Annotated in this window: 15 protein-coding genes; 5 read left to right on the forward strand and 10 right to left on the reverse strand. The window is 43.5% G+C overall.

The annotated features are described in order from the left end of the window. The first annotated feature begins 282 nt into the window (after positions 1–282). The 3 genes from pitA (at position 283) to gdhA (ending at position 4081) form a co-directional block, all read left to right on the forward strand. Positions 283–1773 carry an inorganic phosphate transporter PitA gene (gene pitA / locus XBJ1_RS00400; RefSeq protein ID WP_012986710.1) on the forward strand — a complete coding sequence of 497 codons (1491 nt, stop codon included), beginning with the start codon at positions 283–285 and terminating at the stop codon, positions 1771–1773. Between the two features lie 275 nt (positions 1774–2048). After that, a complete protein-coding gene (uspA, locus tag XBJ1_RS00405; protein WP_012986711.1) occupies positions 2049–2480 on the forward strand; it encodes a universal stress protein UspA in 432 nt (143 codons plus the stop codon). 257 nt (positions 2481–2737) lie between these two features. Next, on the forward strand, positions 2738–4081 hold the full coding sequence (gene gdhA, locus XBJ1_RS00410) for an NADP-specific glutamate dehydrogenase (RefSeq protein WP_012986712.1): 1344 nt from the start codon (positions 2738–2740) through the stop codon (positions 4079–4081). A gap of 87 nt (positions 4082–4168) precedes the next feature. Here the strand turns inward: gdhA and rsmJ are convergent, their stop codons facing one another. The 10 genes from rsmJ to XBJ1_RS00455 all read right to left on the reverse strand — a co-directional run bounded on the left by rsmJ (position 4169) and on the right by XBJ1_RS00455 (position 15403). After that, positions 4169–4912 (reverse strand): 16S rRNA (guanine(1516)-N(2))-methyltransferase RsmJ, encoded by a 744-nt coding sequence (gene rsmJ, locus XBJ1_RS00415; RefSeq protein ID WP_012986713.1) that lies wholly within the window; start codon positions 4910–4912, stop codon positions 4169–4171. Between the two features lie 6 nt (positions 4913–4918). Next, the gene (gene prlC, locus XBJ1_RS00420) at positions 4919–6961 is read right to left on the reverse strand and encodes an oligopeptidase A (protein ID WP_012986714.1); all 2043 of its coding nucleotides are present in this window, start codon (positions 6959–6961) and stop codon (positions 4919–4921) included. Between the two features lie 576 nt (positions 6962–7537). Beyond that, positions 7538–7864, reverse strand: a complete 327-nt coding sequence (locus XBJ1_RS00425) for a lysozyme inhibitor LprI family protein (RefSeq protein ID WP_012986715.1) — start codon at positions 7862–7864, stop codon at positions 7538–7540. Then, the gene (locus XBJ1_RS00430; RefSeq protein WP_038198207.1) at positions 7865–8344 is read right to left on the reverse strand and encodes a hypothetical protein; all 480 of its coding nucleotides are present in this window, start codon (positions 8342–8344) and stop codon (positions 7865–7867) included. An 8-nt stretch (positions 8345–8352) separates the two neighbouring features. Further along, positions 8353–9390: an IS630 family transposase gene (locus tag XBJ1_RS00435; RefSeq protein ID WP_041573280.1), complete on the reverse strand. Its 1038-nt coding sequence runs from the start codon at positions 9388–9390 to the stop codon at positions 8353–8355. A 274-nt stretch (positions 9391–9664) separates the two neighbouring features. After that, positions 9665–11329: an alpha,alpha-phosphotrehalase gene (treC, locus tag XBJ1_RS00440; protein ID WP_012986717.1), complete on the reverse strand. Its 1665-nt coding sequence runs from the start codon at positions 11327–11329 to the stop codon at positions 9665–9667. A gap of 18 nt (positions 11330–11347) precedes the next feature. After that, positions 11348–12781, reverse strand: a complete 1434-nt coding sequence (gene treB, locus XBJ1_RS00445; RefSeq protein WP_012986718.1) for a PTS trehalose transporter subunit IIBC — start codon at positions 12779–12781, stop codon at positions 11348–11350. 1068 nt (positions 12782–13849) lie between these two features. Then, positions 13850–14305, reverse strand: a complete 456-nt coding sequence (locus XBJ1_RS00450; RefSeq protein WP_012986720.1) for a YaiI/YqxD family protein — start codon at positions 14303–14305, stop codon at positions 13850–13852. A gap of 187 nt (positions 14306–14492) precedes the next feature. After that, positions 14493–14804, reverse strand: a complete 312-nt coding sequence (locus XBJ1_RS20390; RefSeq protein ID WP_080515929.1) for a PRD domain-containing protein — start codon at positions 14802–14804, stop codon at positions 14493–14495. Between the two features lie 62 nt (positions 14805–14866). Continuing rightward, complete coding sequence (locus tag XBJ1_RS00455; RefSeq protein ID WP_012986722.1) at positions 14867–15403, reverse strand: dihydrofolate reductase family protein; 537 nt, start codon at positions 15401–15403, stop codon at positions 14867–14869. 431 nt (positions 15404–15834) lie between these two features. Between XBJ1_RS00455 and XBJ1_RS00460 the strand changes: the two genes are divergently transcribed. Together XBJ1_RS00460 and XBJ1_RS00465 are read left to right on the forward strand one after the other, a co-directional pair. Beyond that, entirely contained in the window at positions 15835–16677 is an 843-nt protein-coding gene (locus XBJ1_RS00460; RefSeq protein WP_038198210.1) for a hypothetical protein, read from the forward strand. A 10-nt stretch (positions 16678–16687) separates the two neighbouring features. Beyond that, positions 16688–17218 (forward strand): hypothetical protein, encoded by a 531-nt coding sequence (locus XBJ1_RS00465; protein ID WP_012986723.1) that lies wholly within the window; start codon positions 16688–16690, stop codon positions 17216–17218. Positions 17219–17245: the final 27 nt, after the last annotated feature.

The raw sequence follows: 17245 nt of genomic DNA on the forward strand, positions 1-17245 counted from the left end.
CGAGTTATTTTGCAGGAAATGTACTTTATCGTGGGGGACTGTCCGCGAACTACGGAGAAAAAGATATATTTGGTTTAACTTTTTATCGTAAAAAGTTATTTTTCGTCAAAAAAATATCAAAATATTAAAACCAAATAATCAATTGATATAATTGATAAAAATAACTGGTTGGCTGTCATTTCATTGTCATTAAATCGAAAAAAGGTCATATTTCTCTTTTCCCGCTCGCGTTTGTCACTGATAATGCGCCGCGTTCATGTCCTACTAACTGGCTTAACGTTTATGCTACATCTGTTTACTGGCCTGGATTTTTATACCAGCCTAATGTTAGTACTTGCTCTGTTGTTTGTGCTTTTCTATGAAGCCATCAATGGGTTTCATGATACCGCAAATGCAGTAGCAACTGTTATTTATACCCGCGCGATGCGTTCGCAGTTTGCCGTTGTCATGGCAGGGGTTTTTAACTTTTTGGGTGTTCTCCTTGGTGGGTTAAGTGTCGCTTATGCGATTGTACATCTATTGCCTACAGATCTTCTGTTAAATGTCAGTTCTACCCACGGCTTGGCGATGGTTTTCTCCATGCTGTTGGCGGCAATTATCTGGAATTTGGGCACATGGTATTTCGGCATTCCGGCATCCAGCTCCCATACGTTGATTGGTTCCATTATCGGCATCGGCCTGACCAATGCGATAGTGGCCGATTCTTCGGTAGTTGATGCGCTGAATATCTCCAAGATGATACAGATTTTCATGTCCTTGATCCTGTCTCCTCTCGTGGGTTTGGTGATTGCTGGAGCGATGGTATTTTTACTGCGCCGTTACTGGAGTGGTACTAAAAAACGTCGTCGTATCCATATGACGCCTGCTGAACGTGAAAAACAGGATGGTAAACGTAAACCCCCATTCTGGACACGGACTGCGCTGATTCTTTCTGCTGTAGGGGTTAGTTTCTCCCACGGTGCAAATGATGGGCAGAAGGGTATCGGCTTGATCATGCTTGTGCTGATAGGTGTCGCGCCTGCCGGCTTCGTGGTCAATATGAACTCAACGAGCTATGACATTACCCGTACCCATGATGCAGTTGCTTCTTTGCAAAAGTATTATGTGCAGCACGGCCCGGCACTTTCCCATGCTATTGAGCAGACTCCGGCAGTGTCTTCGGTAGAAGATTCGGCGGATCAGATGCTCCATTGCGACAGCTCACAAGCGCAGGATGTGCTGAATACGGCTGCTGTGATGCTGGGAAGTATTCAGAACTTCAGTGAGTTGACCCCAGATCAACGTAACAATATGCGCCGTATGTTGATGTGCGCTGCTGATACGGCAAGCGCTGTGGCTAAATTGCCTGAAACCAGTCTTGAAGATGCCCGTTTCCTGAATAAATTACGCAAGGATTTGCTGAATACCGTTGAATATGCCCCGATGTGGATCATCATTGCTGTGGCACTTGCCTTGTCTCTGGGCACAATGGTAGGTTGGAAGCGTGTTGCTGTTACCATCGGTGAAAAAATTGGCAAAAAAGGCATGACCTATGCTCAAGGTGTTTCTGCTCAGGTCACGGCTGCCGTTTCCATCGGGGTTGCCAGTTATACGGGGATGCCAGTGTCTACGACACAGGTACTCTCTTCTGCGGTAGCAGGTACGATGCTGGTTGATGGTGGTGGTGTTCAAAGCAAGACCATTAAGAACATCATGCTGGCGTGGGTACTAACATTACCTATTTCAATTGGATTATCAGGCATTTTGTATTGGATTGCTCTGCAACTGATCTAATGATGTTTTAGAAAAAGGGTTAGCGACTATATTTCCGTAAGCTAACCCTTTTTATTCCCTTCTTGTTACTTTCAGAACCACTTCAAATTGCCATGGCTATCTATTTAATATTCAAATGAGATACCCATATTTTCATACAGTTAAGAAAATAAAATGGTAAGTTGTGATCAAAACAACACTAAAAAGATATATTGAGCAGTTATAGTATAAACAGCAAATCGTGGCGTTTTAGTGTTGCCAATCCATTTAATCAGCATTATGGAAGGAGTTCACTTATGGCTTACAAACATATTCTTGTTGCGGTTGATCTATCTCCAGAAAGTCAGGTTTTGGTAGAAAAAGCTGTTTCAATGGCGAAACCGTACAATGCCAAAGTTTCCTTGATCCATGTTGATGTTAACTACTCCGATCTTTATACCGGTCTGATTGATGTGAATCTTGGTGATATGCAGCAGCGTATCGCGGATGAAACCCGCAATGCTCTGAAAGATCTGTCTGTTAATGCAGACTATGAGATTCAGGAAACATTGAGTGGTTGCGGTGATTTAGGGCAGGTTCTTGTTGATGCTATCAAGCAATACGATATGGATTTGGTCGTGTGTGGTCATCATCAGGATTTTTGGAGCAAGTTGATGTCGTCAGCCCGTCAGCTCATTAACACCGTTCATGTTGATATGCTGATCGTGCCTTTGCGTGATGAAGAATAATCTACAGTTGAAATTTTATTCTATAAAATCGCCGGCTTATGCAGGCGATTTTTTTGTCTGAAGAAAAGATGATGAAACTGTTTTGGAAATTGTCAAAACTATTTTTAAGGAAACTTATAAAAATAGTTGTTGAAATATAAGCGTAAGAAAGTGGTATATTCAGAAAGCAAACCACAATTACCTCACATTTTCGACAAAAAAATAATATGGAAAATGGCTGGGGGACATCACCTCTGAATGACAAAAGGAAGCCCTAAATGAATATTTCACCCTCTTTGGTCTCATTTCTTGATTCGATTCAGTCTCACAACCCACATCAACCGGAATATTTGCAGGCAGTGCGGGAAGTGTTGACATCACTCTGGCCTTTTCTTCAACAAAATCCGCAATATCGTGAGCAAAGCCTATTGGAACGTCTGATAGAACCGGAAAGAGTGATCCAGTTCCGTGTCTGCTGGGTCAATGATCAGGGTAAAGTACAGGTTAACCGTGCATGGCGGGTACAGTTCAATTCTGCCATTGGGCCATTTAAGGGAGGGATGCGTTTTCACCCTTCTGTTAACCTTTCTATCCTGAAATTCCTTGGTTTTGAACAGACCTTGAAAAATGCGTTGACGACACTGCCAATGGGCGGTGCAAAAGGGGGGTCTGATTTCGATCCCAAAGGTAAAAGCCACGGGGAAGTAATGCGTTTCTGTCAGGCATTGATGACAGAGCTTTATCGCCATCTGGGGCCAGATACCGATGTTCCTGCCGGAGATATTGGCGTGGGAGGCCGGGAAGTGGCCTTTATGGCAGGTATGATGAAAAAACTGTCCAACAATACGGCATGTGTTTTTACCGGTAAAGAACTCTCTTTTGGTGGCAGCCTGATCCGTCCTGAAGCCACGGGCTACGGTCTGGTTTATTTCACCCATGAGATGCTCAAACGCCACGGTATGGGGCTGGAAGGGATGCGGGTATCGGTCTCTGGCGCGGGAAATGTTGCCCAATATACCATTGAAAAATGCATAGAGCTGGGGGCGAAAGTTGTCACCGTATCGGATTCAGGCGGCACTGTGCTGGATGAAGAAGGCTTCACTCCGGAGAAACTGGCTCATCTCGAAGAGATTAAAAATCAACGTTACGGCCGTGTGGAAGAGTATGCCAAAGAGCACGGATTGACCTTCCTTAAAGGCCAGGATCCGTGGTCAATACCTGTCGATATCGCATTGCCTTGCGCTACCCAGAATGAACTGGATCTGGATGCGGCGAAGACGCTGATCAAAAACGGCGTGAAAGTCGTCGCGGAAGGGGCGAACATGCCTGCGACCATTTCTGCCACAGACGCTTTCCTTGAAGCTGGCGTCTTGTTTGCACCGGGTAAAGCAGCCAATGCGGGAGGTGTTGCAACGTCCGGTCTTGAAATGGCTCAGAACGCAGCTCGTCTGAGTTGGAAAGCAGAGAAAGTTGATGTGCGCTTACACCACATTATGCTCGATATCCACCATGCCTGCGTGGAATATGGCGGGGAAGGCAAGCAGACCAACTACGTACAGGGCGCGAATATCGCTGGTTTTGTCAAAGTGGCTGATGCGATGCTGTCGCAGGGGATTTTGTAATTCTCGTGTAATCAAATCAATGGTGTTTTGGCGGATAAGCCCCATGTACAAACACGGGGCTTGTTTTCTTAATCGCAGCCGTATCGATTAACAAGGATAAATATCGAAACGATGATTTTTAGTCGTAATCGCTGCGGAAGCCTTAGCCCCTGCCAGCGGTTCCGCATAATCAGGCCGTTTTACCACAACCCGCCGTTTTGCCAGCGCACGGGCAGGCTCCAGCAAACCATCTGCGTCTTCATCGGCGCCCACTAATGATTGGAAAACGCGCATCTCTTTTTTGACCAGCGCGCTTTTTTGCCGATGGGGATACATGGGATCGAGATAAACGACATCAGGTGGCGGTGTAATATCCGTCAAGGCCGTAATACTTGAGGTGTGGATCAGCGTCATACGTTCTTTCAGCCAGCTACCAATCTCTTCATTCTGATAGCCGCGCTGTAAGCCGTCATCCAGCAGTGCTGCTACCACCGGATGGCGTTCCAGCATTCTGACCTGACAACCGATGGACGCCAGTACAAAGGCATCGCGCCCTAACCCAGCGGTGGCATCGACAACTGTGGGCAGATAACCTTTCTTGATGCCGACAGCCTTGGCGACGGCCTCACCACGGCCACCCCCAAAACGGCGGCGATGTGCCATCGTGCCGGCAACAAAATCGACATAAATACCGCCCAGCTTTGGCTCATCGAGTTTGCGCAGTTCCAGCCGTTCAGGTGTCAAGACCAGCGCCATGACGGAATCTTCATCGTGAACCAGATTCCAGCGTTCAGCCAATTGAGATAAGGCGCTGCTATCAGCGCCTTGTTCACAGATTAAACAAATCTTCACAGGTTATTATCCACTGATGCCAGAGCTTTTCAGCATTGCATCCAGTTTCGGCTCGCGACCACGGAAGCGTACAAACAGCGTCATTGGGTCTTCTGAACCGCCACGGGTCAGGATATTATCGAGGAAAGACTGCCCGGTTGTGCGATTGAAAATTCCCTCTTCGGCAAAGCGGGAATAAGCGTCCGCAGCCAGAACATCGGCCCACATATAGCTATAATAACCCGCCGCATAGCCACCGTTAAAAATATGGCTGAAGGTGTTGGGGAAACGTCCCCATTCCGGTGATGGCACAACCGCGACCTGTTTTTTCACTGACTGCAAGGTTGGCAGGATTTGCGCCCCTTTTGCCGGGTCATATTCAACGTGCAGGCGGAAATCAAACAGACCGAATTCCAACTGGCGTAGGATTGCCATCGCTGCCTGATAATTTTTGGCGGCCAGCATATTATCCAACATCTCTTTCGGTAGAGGTTCTTTCGTCTCATAGTGGCCGGAGATAAACGCCAGTGCTTCTGGCTCCCAGCACCAGTTCTCCATAAACTGGCTTGGCATTTCAACGGCATCCCACGGTACACCGTTGATACCCGCAACATCTAACGTTTCAACCTGAGTCAGCATATGGTGCAGGCCATGACCAAATTCATGGAACAGCGTTGTTACTTCATTGTGAGTAAACAGGGCAGGCTGATCGCCAACCGGCTTATTGAAGTTACAGGTCAGATAAGCGACAGGCGTCTGTAATTCGCCGGAAGTATGACGCATTCTGCCGACATAACTGTTCATCCATGCGCCGCCCCGCTTATGCTCACGGGCATAGAGATCCAGATAGAAACTACCGAGCAATGTCTGTTTTTCATCATACAGTTCAAAGAAACGAACATCAGGATGCCATGTTTCTACATCGCGGCGCTCTTTAGCGGTAATCGCATAAATGCGGCGTATAACTTCAAACAGACCTTCAATGACACGCTGTTCAGGGAAATAAGGGCGAAGTTGCTCATCGCTGATAGAGAAATCATGTTGTTTCTGCTTTTCACTATAATAGGCCAGATCCCACGCTTCCAGCTCATCGACCCAATAGTGTGATTCGGCAAAATCGGTGAGTTCTTCCAGCTCTCTTTTACCTTGAGCATGAGCACGGTTGGCCAGATCGTTCAGGAAATCGAGTACTTGCTTAGGTGTTTTAGCCATTTTGGTGGCTAGAGAGTTCTCAGCATAGTTTTTGAAACCCAGCAATAGTGCGAGCTCATGACGCAGTGCGAGAATTTCCGTCATGACGGCACTGTTATCCCACTGACCGGCATTTGGTCCTTGCTCAGAAGCGCGGGTCGTATAGGCGTAATACATTTCCTGACGCAGTTCACTGTCATCGGCATAGGTCATGACCGGCAAATAGCTTGGCCCATTCAGTGTCAGCAACCAGCCCTCTAACCCTTTGGCTTCGGCTGCGGCCTTGGCGGCGGCTTTGGCACTGTCAGGCATACCCTCCAGATCGCACTCATCCGTGATCAGCTTGGTCCATCCCATCGTGGCATCCAGCAAATTATTGCCGAACTGGGAGCCAAGCTCAGATAAACGGGCGGAGATCTCACCGTAGCGTTTCTGTTTTTCCTTCGGCAGACCAATGCCAGACAACTCAAAATCACGCAGCGTATTTTCGATAGCTTTACGCTGTGGCTGAGATAGTGCTTTAAAGGCTTCGCTCTCTTTCAGAGCCTTATAAGCCTGATATAACCCTTCGTGCTGCCCCATCCAAGTTTCGAACTCAGAAATCAGAGGCAGGCTTTGTTCATAGGCTTCGCGAAGTTCTGGGCTATTTTTGACCGCATTGAGATGTTCGACAGGAGACCACACGCGGGAAAGATGATCTTTCGCTTCAGAAATTGGCTGGCACAGATTATCCCAAGTAAATGTGACATTTCCGGCCAGAACTTTCTCAATCACTTGACGGTAGTTGGCTAACGTCTCTTTCACGGCTGGCACGACATGTTTTGGTTCAATGGCAGCGAATTTGGGCAATACAGAAGGAGTCAGTAACGGGTTAGTCATAGTGAGCGCCTTAGTTGTATGTTTGGGTATATAAACCGCTATATCCCAATGGGTTGTTGTCGATAAGATGGGGATAAGATACAGCGAGTTCAATGCTGATGCCGCACTTTTATGCGGATAATCGGGGTCTTTTTATATCAGATATCTGTGAGATGACGAATGAGTTTAGATGTTTCGTGGGGCGGGCTATAATCCCTGCTCTTCATTATTTTTTATGGAAGATCATCGCCCCCGGTGGGGCGGCTGGGCTTCAAATCCAGACGGGTTCGCCAGCGGCTCCCGGCAGGTTGACTACGTTCATTTGCTGCTGTTCAGTAATTTGAAATCTATTGGATAATCATTTCTTATAAGAAAGGACTGTCCAATTAATGGCAAGAGCCAATGTTGCGGCAATAACCTCTAATACGTTATTAATATGGACAATGTTGGGATACTCCGTTTTTGTAATAATATCGCGTTATATAATTTATATTTTATTGTCGTTGGCTTAATTGGATAAGGGGCAGGATGAGTTTATATCCTCCGTCTTCCAAGTTGCTGCTTTGCTGGCTGTAACCTGAAAGACGAAGAGGATAACTATATCGGCTTCTGGATTGAGTTATAAATTGCATCAAGCTGGTTAATACGCTGGTGATAACGTTGTAGCAGGCATGTCTTATCGCCTTTGCATTTCTGGCGTTGTTTCAGCCAAGCCTGTTGGCTGTCATACATTTCACCCGACATGCCCATAGCAAATAACCCTCGTAGGAAATGATATTTGACGCTCATTTCTATATCCAGATCATTAAGCCGGTGATCAGTACAGATTGCTTTTTCATCTGGTACCTTGGCTTTTGCACAGTCAAAACTGGCAGCCAAACTAAGAGGAGACAGAATAAGCAGCATAAATAATGTATATCTCATCTACTCCCCTTTTTTAGGAAGGATCACCGGCTCTGGCCCGGTCTGTAATTGTGGTGGTAATGCTTTTAACAATTTGAATGACCGCGCTTCGCCGGTTTTGGGATCTAACTCACAGGAGAATCTGATATTTTTCCAGCCAAATCCTTGGCGATACATCCCTGTACCTATGAGGTGGGAATCAACCAATCTGATACTGTTTGGCGATTCATCACCGAGAAACACTTTGTCAGCCTCTTTGTGCTCTTGTTGAATAACAGAGAGTGCTAAAGGCCTGCAAATAAACTCGGCTACTTTTTTAGTATCTGACCAGCTTTCTACCTCTTTGACCGCTGATTTATCTGTCATTTGTTTATCTATTTGCTGTTGCAGGTATTTTTGTTGGCTTGTAGACAATTGGGACGATGACGATTGTGCTTGTACGAATACGGAAAAGAGAAAAAAGCTGGCACCAAAATAATTCAAACATTTTAAGTAAGACATATACGCAATTAACTTGAAGATGCGGGTTTTAAAATCTGGAAGTTATCAGTCAACCGAGTGGTGAGTTCTTTCGCTTTTTCTGGCAATGTGACATGAAAAAAGTGGCGCAGCGTTTCACGGAATGTTTTGGTATCCGGAAAATAGACATTGTTTCGTACCTGCTCATTCACATACTTCCATAATCGCTCAATCGGGTTGAGATTAGGGCTGTAAGGCGGCAGGTAGTGCAACTCAATATTCAAAACCTCGGCAAAAAATTGGACGACTCCGGAACGGTGATAACCCGCACCATCCAGAATAATGTGGATTTTTTGCGAAAGTGGATAGGTTTCCCGGATTGAGCCGAAAAAAAGGACGACATTTTTCGCGTTAATCGTCGGATATTCACGAACAATAGTCTCTTCAATCCGTTGTAAATTAAGGGCACCCATGATGTTGAGTCGAGTACGACTGCCTGTGGTTTCAACCACTTTGACGTGCTTCCGCCCGCTCTTCATCCAGCCATAACTTAATTTTGTGGACAGGGTCGGGTGAACCGCATCAATAAATAAAATAGGCGCATTCTGGCCACATTCTTCTTTCAGCGCGTTGTAGGTTTCAATAAACTGTTGCTGTTTATCCGCATCAAATTTATGCGGAGCACCCATTGGCTTCTTGTAGCTGAAACCTTGACGGTGAAGCCATTTCGTCATTCCTGCGACAGTGAAAGTCACCTGCCATCGTGCCCGAACATAGGCCACAATTTGTGCGGTAGTGTGCATCAAATTTGCCATCAGATACTCAACTAATTCTGTTGTTTGTTCGGCAGACAAACGGCTTTCAGAGCCCCCATTTTCAGGGGCGAGTTTTTCCTCAGAGAAGTAATCTTTCAGATGGCGGCTCACCGTACTTTCATGGATCCGCAAAGCCTGAGCAATCATCTGGGCAGTCCAGCCTTCTGAGGCCAAAAGCACGGCCTTGATGCGGTCACGTACTCGTCCATCGCGAGTCGTATCATGCATCAATTCGAGGGCGTCTTTTTGGGCATCTGTTAGATTAATTTTCATGGGCGCAATCATGATCTGATACAAATGAAAAATCAAGCATCTTCAATGACGACGGGTATAGCAGAGTCGCTCCCAGTTTGAGATAAAAAAAGTATGGCACAGGTTTTGTCGCCGTGCCATTGTCTGGGTTTTTTCCAGAGAATTCTCGTGCGTGTAATTCATTAAATATGGGCAGAGCATTTTGGTCAATATTGCAATGAATAATGAGGTAAATGTACCTCGTCCTATTCGGACGAGGTTTTATTTTGAGTGGATTAATAAGGAATAAATAAAATTATTTTTCAGCTATCAAGTATATTGATTCATAAGGTTTAATTGACATCTCTTTTTCTATTGAAGAAGGCGATGGATAATTACTTATTAATACCTGCCATTCTTTATCTGTGAGAGAAGGTTCTGGAGACCATAGCTGGTTTTCATCACTTAAATTCGCGATAACTAACATGACCTGATTCTGCCAGCGACGCAGATAACACCAAAGCGAAGGATGGTCGGGTAACAGATCCAGATAATCACCGTAGGTCAGTATGGGTTGTTGTTTCCGCAATTTAATTAATTCGTGGTAGCAATAGAAGACAGAATCTTTATCCTGCAATGCAGCTTCGGCATTGAGCTCTGGATAATTATCGCAAGAGGCTATCCACGGTGTGCCAGAGGTAAAGCCGGCGTTGGCTGAACCATCCCACTGCATCGGCGTCCGGCTGTTATCACGGGATTTCTGCGCCAGAATTGCCAGTATTTCCTCTGGTGCCATGCCTTGCTCAATGCGCTCCTGATACATATTCAGGCTTTCAATATCCCGATACTCTTCAATACGCTCAAAGTGAGGGTTCGTCATGCCCAGCTCTTCACCTTGATAGATATACGGCGTACCTTGCATACCGTGCAGCACCATTGCCAGCATTTTGGCTGACGTCCTGTGATGCTGGTGTTCATCCCCAAATCGGGAAACAATGCGGGGCTGATCATGATTGCACCAGAAAAGCGCGTTCCATGCTTTTTGATGCATACCTTGCTGCCAGGTTGAGAAAATCTTTTTCAAGGCAATATAGTCAGGTTTGGCGAGAGTCCATTTTTCACCGTTAGGATAATCGACTTTCAAATGATGAAAATTAAACGTCATGGACAGCGCACTGCTATCCAAAGCGCTGTAACGGAGGCAGTGCTCAAGACCTGTGGAAGACATCTCACCTACGGTCATCAAGCCCTTGGGCTGGAACACATCACGGCTCATTTCTTGCAGAAATTCATGAATACGCGGGCCATCGGTATAGAAACGGCGGCCATCTCCGTGATCGTCACTCGGATAATCCTGCTGTTTTGAGACGAGATTAACCACATCCAGCCGCAAGCCATCAACACCACGATCTGCCCAGAACTCACAGATTTTTTTCAGCTCGGCGCGGACGGGTTCATGTTCCCAGTTCAAATCAGCCTGTTTTATCGCAAACAGATGGAGGTAATATTGCTGGCTTTCAGCATGCCATTGCCACGCATTCCCGCCAAACTTGGATTTCCAGTTATTGGGCAGGGAATCGCTGGAGCCTTCGCGCCAGATATAAAACTGGCGCGAAGGGCTATTGATATCCTGTGCAGCCTGAAACCACGGATGTTCGGTTGAAGTGTGGTTAAAGACCATATCCAAAATGATGCGGATACCACGGCGATGGGCATTTTCCACTAAATTGTCAAAGTCTTCCATTGAGCCATAATCGGGATTAATGGCACAGTAATCGGCAACATCATAGCCATTATCAACTTGCGGAGACGGATAAAACGGCGTGATCCAGATAGCCTCAACACCGAGGTGCTGTAGATAATCCAGCCGTTGGGTGATCCCATTGATATCACCTGTACCGCTTCCGGTGCTGTCCTGAAAACTTTTTGGATAAATCTGGTAGATAACGCTATCTAACCACCAAGGTTGCTGTTCAGTCATAAAGATATCTCTAAGGAATTAATTCGTTAGCTCATTAATTAATGTCGTTTTGCGCTCGTTTCTGCGATAGGCCAGCACAGTAAGTAGCATAGGCACGACAATGGCGATGATCATGGCAATAAGGTAGACCATCCAGAACTGCGGCTTGATAGAGAGAATACCAGGGAGCCCACCAACACCGATGCCATTGGCAATCACATGATTAAGGCCACATACCAGTCCGGCCAGACCTGCTCCAATCATCGCGCAGAACATCGGATAACGGTATTTCAGGTTGATACCATACATTGCGGGTTCAGTAACGCCGAGATAGGCTGAAATGGCTGCCGGAATCGAAACCTCCCGCTCTTTCTGCTTCTTGCTTGCCCAGATAATGCCGGCAACGGCAGAGCCTTGGGCGATATTGGATAACGCAATGATAGGCCAGATAGGGGTTCCGCCCGTGCTCTGGATCATTTGCAGATCGATTGCCAACGTGGTTTGGTGTACGCCCGTAATAACCAGTGGTGCGTAGAAAAAGCCGAACAGGGCAGCACCGATAGGCGCGAAACTTCCGGTCATCAGGCTCTTGACGACCCAAGCGACCCCATCACCGATTGCGCGCCCCATCGGGCCGATCAGCGTATGGGCAAGGAAGACCGCCAGCAGCAGAGAAACAACGGGGACAATCACCAGATAGAGATAATCCGGCACCCATTTTTTCAGCCGAGTTTCAATCCATCCCAACGTTAAACCCGCCAATAGTGAAGGAATAACTTGTGCCTGATAGCCGACTTTGGAAATGGTAAACCAGCCGAAATCCCAGACTTCCGGTGCTTGCTGCCCAAGCAGGTAAGCATTCATCAACTGTGGTGAAACCAGCGTGATACCCAAAACAATGCCTAATATTGGGGTTCCGCCCATTTTTTTAACGGCAGACCAGCAGATACCTACAGGGAGGTAGAGAAATATGGCTTCACCGATTAACCAGAGAAAACTATAGATGGTTTGCCAGATAGGATATAGCTGGGCGAGTGTTTTGCCTTCACTGAAAGGGATATCCCCAATGATGTTACGGAAGCCTAATATTAACCCGCCGCTGATTAAGGCTGGCAGCAGAGGGAAAAAAATCTCAGCAAAATGTGAAATTGCATTTTCATGCCATTTCATATTTTGTCGGGCTGCTTGTTTAACCTCTTCTTTATTAACGGATTGTTTCCCCGTATTTTCAAGCAGGGCTTTATAATAAATGTCTACATTGGTTCCAATAACCACCTGAAATTGCCCGGCATTGGTAAAACACCCTTTTACCATGGATAGCTCTTCGATGGCCTTGGCATTGGCATTTTCTGGTGAATAGAGAACGAATCTGAGACGGGTAATACAATGGCTGACAGAAGCAATATTCTCTTTTCCACCAATCAAAGTAATAAGTTTTTCAAGATCCTTCTGATTTACTTGATTTTTCTTCATGCCTTTCTCCTTAGTATGGCAGGAGTAATAAGTAACTGAGTTTTGCTATTAACAGAATGATTACTCTCGTGATGAGATAATTCAAAGACTGAAGTAATGGCTGATTTATCCTAATCAGATTTCAAGTTTTTGAATATGAAAAGATGTTTTGTTTGAGTTTTGGATCACATTTTATTCTATTGGTTTGAAACTAAAAGGCTTTTTATATTTATTTTATTGATTATTTAATAGAGTCTAATTTCCTTAGTAACTAATGGATATAAGATATGAATTTTGTTGGTTTATGTTTTATTTTTAATAAATAAAGGGGTTGGATAAAAGAAAAAAGACAATAATTTAACTAAATAGAGGTAATTTTGGGGTTTTTTGATTAGCTGATTCAGGATAACGACCTTTCCATTAATACTTTATAAGTAAGTGATATGGATAAGTGTATTTTCAGTAGTCATATTTATAATTTCAACAAATATTCACGCTACTACTGACAATAATGTTGCCACAGCAATCAACGGCATCACCTGCTCCGGGATTAATCATTTTCTTAAATATCAAATGTTAGCATAAACTCATTTTCAGAATAGCGCCTTTAGGGAATTTCTTCCCAGCTATGACGAATTTCTGATATTGTTAAATATGACGGAAGGATTGGAGGATAATATCAATCTTTTTCATATTAATATTTGCCAAATAGGAATGAATTATATTAATAAGTTAATTTATATTAGAATTATAATAATAAAACATAACATTTTAATTACAACTAAAACTCCTTGATTATCCCTATCCAGCAGAAATAATTTATATTACAGGCATTATCGTTAAAGGAGTGGATACTCCACCTTAAACTATATGCAAATTTTAATTTGCGATTTTTTTAAGAGTCATACTAGTTTATTTTCTGCTATTAACCGTTTTTGATGATAAATAGCACCCTCTGACATTTGGACACGGACGTCCATATTTTCGTCCCTTTCCCGTATAGAATCGTTACCATGTTGTCGGAGACCGAAACTGTAATCCTTTTAATAACAATCGTATTTTTTGCTCACAGAACAGTCATATTTTCTTTCAAGATACTTTTTTTTGTTGCAATAACCATTTATCTAGTTCATTTGCGAACTGTTGGCGATCACGTTGGTTTAACGTAGCAGGCCCTCCCGTGTGGATCCCACTCGCCCGCATCGTATCCATAAAATCACGCATAGTCAGGCGTTCACGTATTGTCGCTTCACTATAACGTTCACCGCGCGGATTGAGTGCTATTGCACCTTTTTCGATCACTTCAGCAGCAAGAGGAATATCTGCTGTAATCACTAAATCACCGATTTCTGAGCGACGAACAATTTCATTGTCAGCGACATCAAACCCAGCAGGGACTTGTAATGTACGTAAAAAAGCGGATGCAGGTACACTTAATCGTTGATTTGCCACGAATGTAACCTGTATTTTTTCACGTTCTGCTGCACGATATAATACTTCTTTTATAACCTTAGGACATGCATCAGCATCTACCCATATAGACATAACAGGTTCCTCTCAATTTCATATTTTTAGCCACATCGGGGGCTATTTAATACAGGTTCATGAAGGTAGTTAAAGTAATAAGATGAACTTTACTTTAAAAAATAATGAAAAACAATTAGATAAAAATGTTGAATCTTATGAACTGAATTCGCACCCAACATAAATTAAATAAAAGTGACCGTGATACTCACTCGGTTTCTATGAGTTCAAACTCTTCAAAGATCAGTTCCATGTTTTCGGAATAAGAGTTTTCTCTCTCGAAAAAATTTTGATGCTCTTTCCTCCTGTACGAAAGACTCAGATCGCCTTTGATTTGCTGCTGTAATCGGCTGATTAACACCGTTAAATGTGTTGCGAGATCGCTTCTTAGCTTGCTGTCATGGTGTAAATCATAGTTATAGGACGCATTGATATCGTTGAGGATCTCATCTACCCATTGGTGGCTGTTGGGTGTATGCGGGGTGGGATTATCGTGTTGGGGAATTCTCTGTGCGGCAATCTCACCTCAAAAAGGTGGGCTAAACGAGGATAAGGGAACAAGGCCACGGAGATACCTTTAGTTTACCATTTGATATCCATAATGGTTTCAATTGCGCCACTGCGTAAAAAGCGCCGCTTATCCGACGTAACGTGAATCGGTTTATTGACTGGCAGGACACGGATGCCTGAACCCAGAAATATGGGAATGGTCGTAATAAACAGTTGTTGTAACTCCCCAGCATCGGCAAAACTGGCTGCGGTTTTGCCTCCTCCAATCATCCACACGTTTTTACCTTTGGCAGCGGCTCTTGCTTCAGCAGCAATATCGTTGGTCGAGGTATGAGTGACAACGGCACTGATGCCTGGCGGAATGGATATATTTCGTGAGGAGAGGATAAACGAGGGAATATCCTGATACGGCCAGTCACCGGAGGTATTTTTCATGATCCACTCATAAGTACCAGCCCCCATAATGGCTGCCCCAATGCCTTGGTAAAATTCATCATAAGGCGTGGCGTCATCGCCGAGGGTAAATGCCTCTAACCAACCCAGTCCGTGATCTTCGGTAGCGATATAACCATCCATTGTTGCGGCGACATAATAAATGAGCTTTGACATAGTTCCGGTTTCTCCGCATTAAATAAACTCTTTACTCTATCAGGAAGATAAGGAATGGATTAGTCTTTTTGAGTGATCGCAATGGAAAAACAGGTCGAAATTTACACGGGATAAATAACGCATCATGATAATATTTAGTGTGGGTTTTGTTATCTGTTATTTAGAGGGAATACTAATGATTACGCAATATCAACCGATGAAATACGCTGATGGAGCAAAATTCTAAGGATATTTTACTGGTAATAAATAATAAAAATGGTTATTTGTTTTTTATGTTAGTTTTATCATGCATTAAATAATACCCACGTAATAATCAAAAATAAGATGTATCTTACTGGACAGGGGTTTGATTTATCAATAAAATATTTTTATTATGGCATGGTATTTTTTTTCAAGAACGGATTTCAACAAAATCAAAAGGATAATTAATTATGTCTAGATTTATTATCAGTCGGAACAACAAGTCTTTACTTAATGAAACCGTATTCTATCTTACGAAAGGGAATATGCTTACATTAAAGATAGATGGTTTGAATAGTAATACAAAAAGACATCTTAAATTTCAGTCGAATAATACGCTTGTGTCCATTTTTCAACGTGATAATTATCTGTTTAGAGAGCAAAGCTTGCAAATAACAGCTCTTAATATGGGAGTAAGCGTGGTTAGAGCGGTGGATACTGATATAGATTACTGTCCCTATTTTGCAGCAGGTGTCGCTGAGGATTGTTTTCCACCATTAACAATTCATGTCTTATCCAAAATATCGATTCCAACGGACTTAACTGCCGAGCAGAAAGCGATTTTAATGGTGTTGTTAGCGGAAACGACAACGCCTGAGACACCGGGAATAAAGTATGATGAAAAAAAAGCTAAAGATGTTATGCAATATATGCATGATGTTCTATTGAACAGAGTCCGGTCTCCTAAAGCACATGAGCTTGATGTGCCCAGTCAGGGGAATAAATTAATCGGATTAATTTCAGGAGCACGGACAATAGAAGGTTTTAGTCAATATCCCAATATTAAATCTGATATAAAAGATAGAATTAACGGTATGATAATAGCTGCGAACGAAGGTAGTAATTCAAATTTTTTAGCTTATCGACGGTTAATTAAAAATGCTATTGATATAGCCAAAAGTAATAAAATCTCTAATACAGAGATTATTGCATGGAGAACGAAAAGTACTGATTCTCCTGGCTCAAATTTTATCAAGCTATTTTCATTACAAGGACAAGATTTTTATAAGCTATCTGATAGTTATCTTAAATAAGAGATTATATATGAAATATTTAATTGGTCTATGTGTTATTTTTTTCTCTTTAACTGTTTTTTCTAAGCAAGATGAATTGGACTTCAAGGCTTGGGAAAAGAAGGGCAGTTGGGGGATATATAGTGAAAAACCAAATAGTCATTTTAAGCCGCTAAAAATCAAGAGCTATAAAGAGGGTTATTTGCCTGCATTCAGTTATCTTATTAAGCGGTTTAATTTACAAAATGTGAATAATCAATACTGTCTGATTGGTTATAAGTGGAATAAAACAAAAAATAGTGATGAGCGTGAAAATATTATTGTTTTTTGGAAAACGGCTAATTATCTGATTAATTGGAATTTGCCGGATAGTGAGGACGATGATAGTTATAAAGCCATTATATTCAGCAAACCCTTTATTGATATGAGTGAATCCGTTGTTCCTTATAAGGAATCAGAAGGTGCGCAGGCTTTATGGGCTAAAGAAGGCGTTATTCAAATGATGAATGATTGTGAATTGAATGGGCAGAAAATCACGATAACACCTTCTGGGGTCAGGTAATATCACAACTGCTCGCAGACTGCGGGC

It is taken from the genome of Xenorhabdus bovienii SS-2004 (genome assembly GCF_000027225.1).
Lineage (GTDB): Bacteria > Pseudomonadota > Gammaproteobacteria > Enterobacterales > Enterobacteriaceae > Xenorhabdus > Xenorhabdus bovienii_C.

Bases quoted from the DNA above. Each gene is read 5' to 3' on its own strand.
- pitA (WP_012986710.1), top strand. From the start codon at position 283: ATGCTACATCTGTTTACTGGCCTGGATTTTTATACCAGCCTAATGTTA.
- uspA (WP_012986711.1), top strand. From the start codon at position 2,049: ATGGCTTACAAACATATTCTTGTTGCGGTTGATCTATCTCCAGAAAGT.
- gdhA (WP_012986712.1), top strand. From the start codon at position 2,738: ATGAATATTTCACCCTCTTTGGTCTCATTTCTTGATTCGATTCAGTCT.
- prlC (WP_012986714.1), bottom strand. From the start codon at position 6,961: ATGACTAACCCGTTACTGACTCCTTCTGTATTGCCCAAATTCGCTGCC.
- XBJ1_RS00425 (WP_012986715.1), bottom strand. From the start codon at position 7,864: ATGAGATATACATTATTTATGCTGCTTATTCTGTCTCCTCTTAGTTTG.
- XBJ1_RS00430 (WP_038198207.1), bottom strand. From the start codon at position 8,344: ATGTCTTACTTAAAATGTTTGAATTATTTTGGTGCCAGCTTTTTTCTC.
- XBJ1_RS00435 (WP_041573280.1), bottom strand. From the start codon at position 9,390: ATGAAAATTAATCTAACAGATGCCCAAAAAGACGCCCTCGAATTGATG.
- treC (WP_012986717.1), bottom strand. From the start codon at position 11,329: ATGACTGAACAGCAACCTTGGTGGTTAGATAGCGTTATCTACCAGATT.
- treB (WP_012986718.1), bottom strand. From the start codon at position 12,781: ATGAAGAAAAATCAAGTAAATCAGAAGGATCTTGAAAAACTTATTACT.
- XBJ1_RS00450 (WP_012986720.1), bottom strand. From the start codon at position 14,305: ATGTCTATATGGGTAGATGCTGATGCATGTCCTAAGGTTATAAAAGAA.
- XBJ1_RS00455 (WP_012986722.1), bottom strand. From the start codon at position 15,403: ATGTCAAAGCTCATTTATTATGTCGCCGCAACAATGGATGGTTATATC.
- XBJ1_RS00460 (WP_038198210.1), top strand. From the start codon at position 15,835: ATGTCTAGATTTATTATCAGTCGGAACAACAAGTCTTTACTTAATGAA.
- XBJ1_RS00465 (WP_012986723.1), top strand. From the start codon at position 16,688: ATGAAATATTTAATTGGTCTATGTGTTATTTTTTTCTCTTTAACTGTT.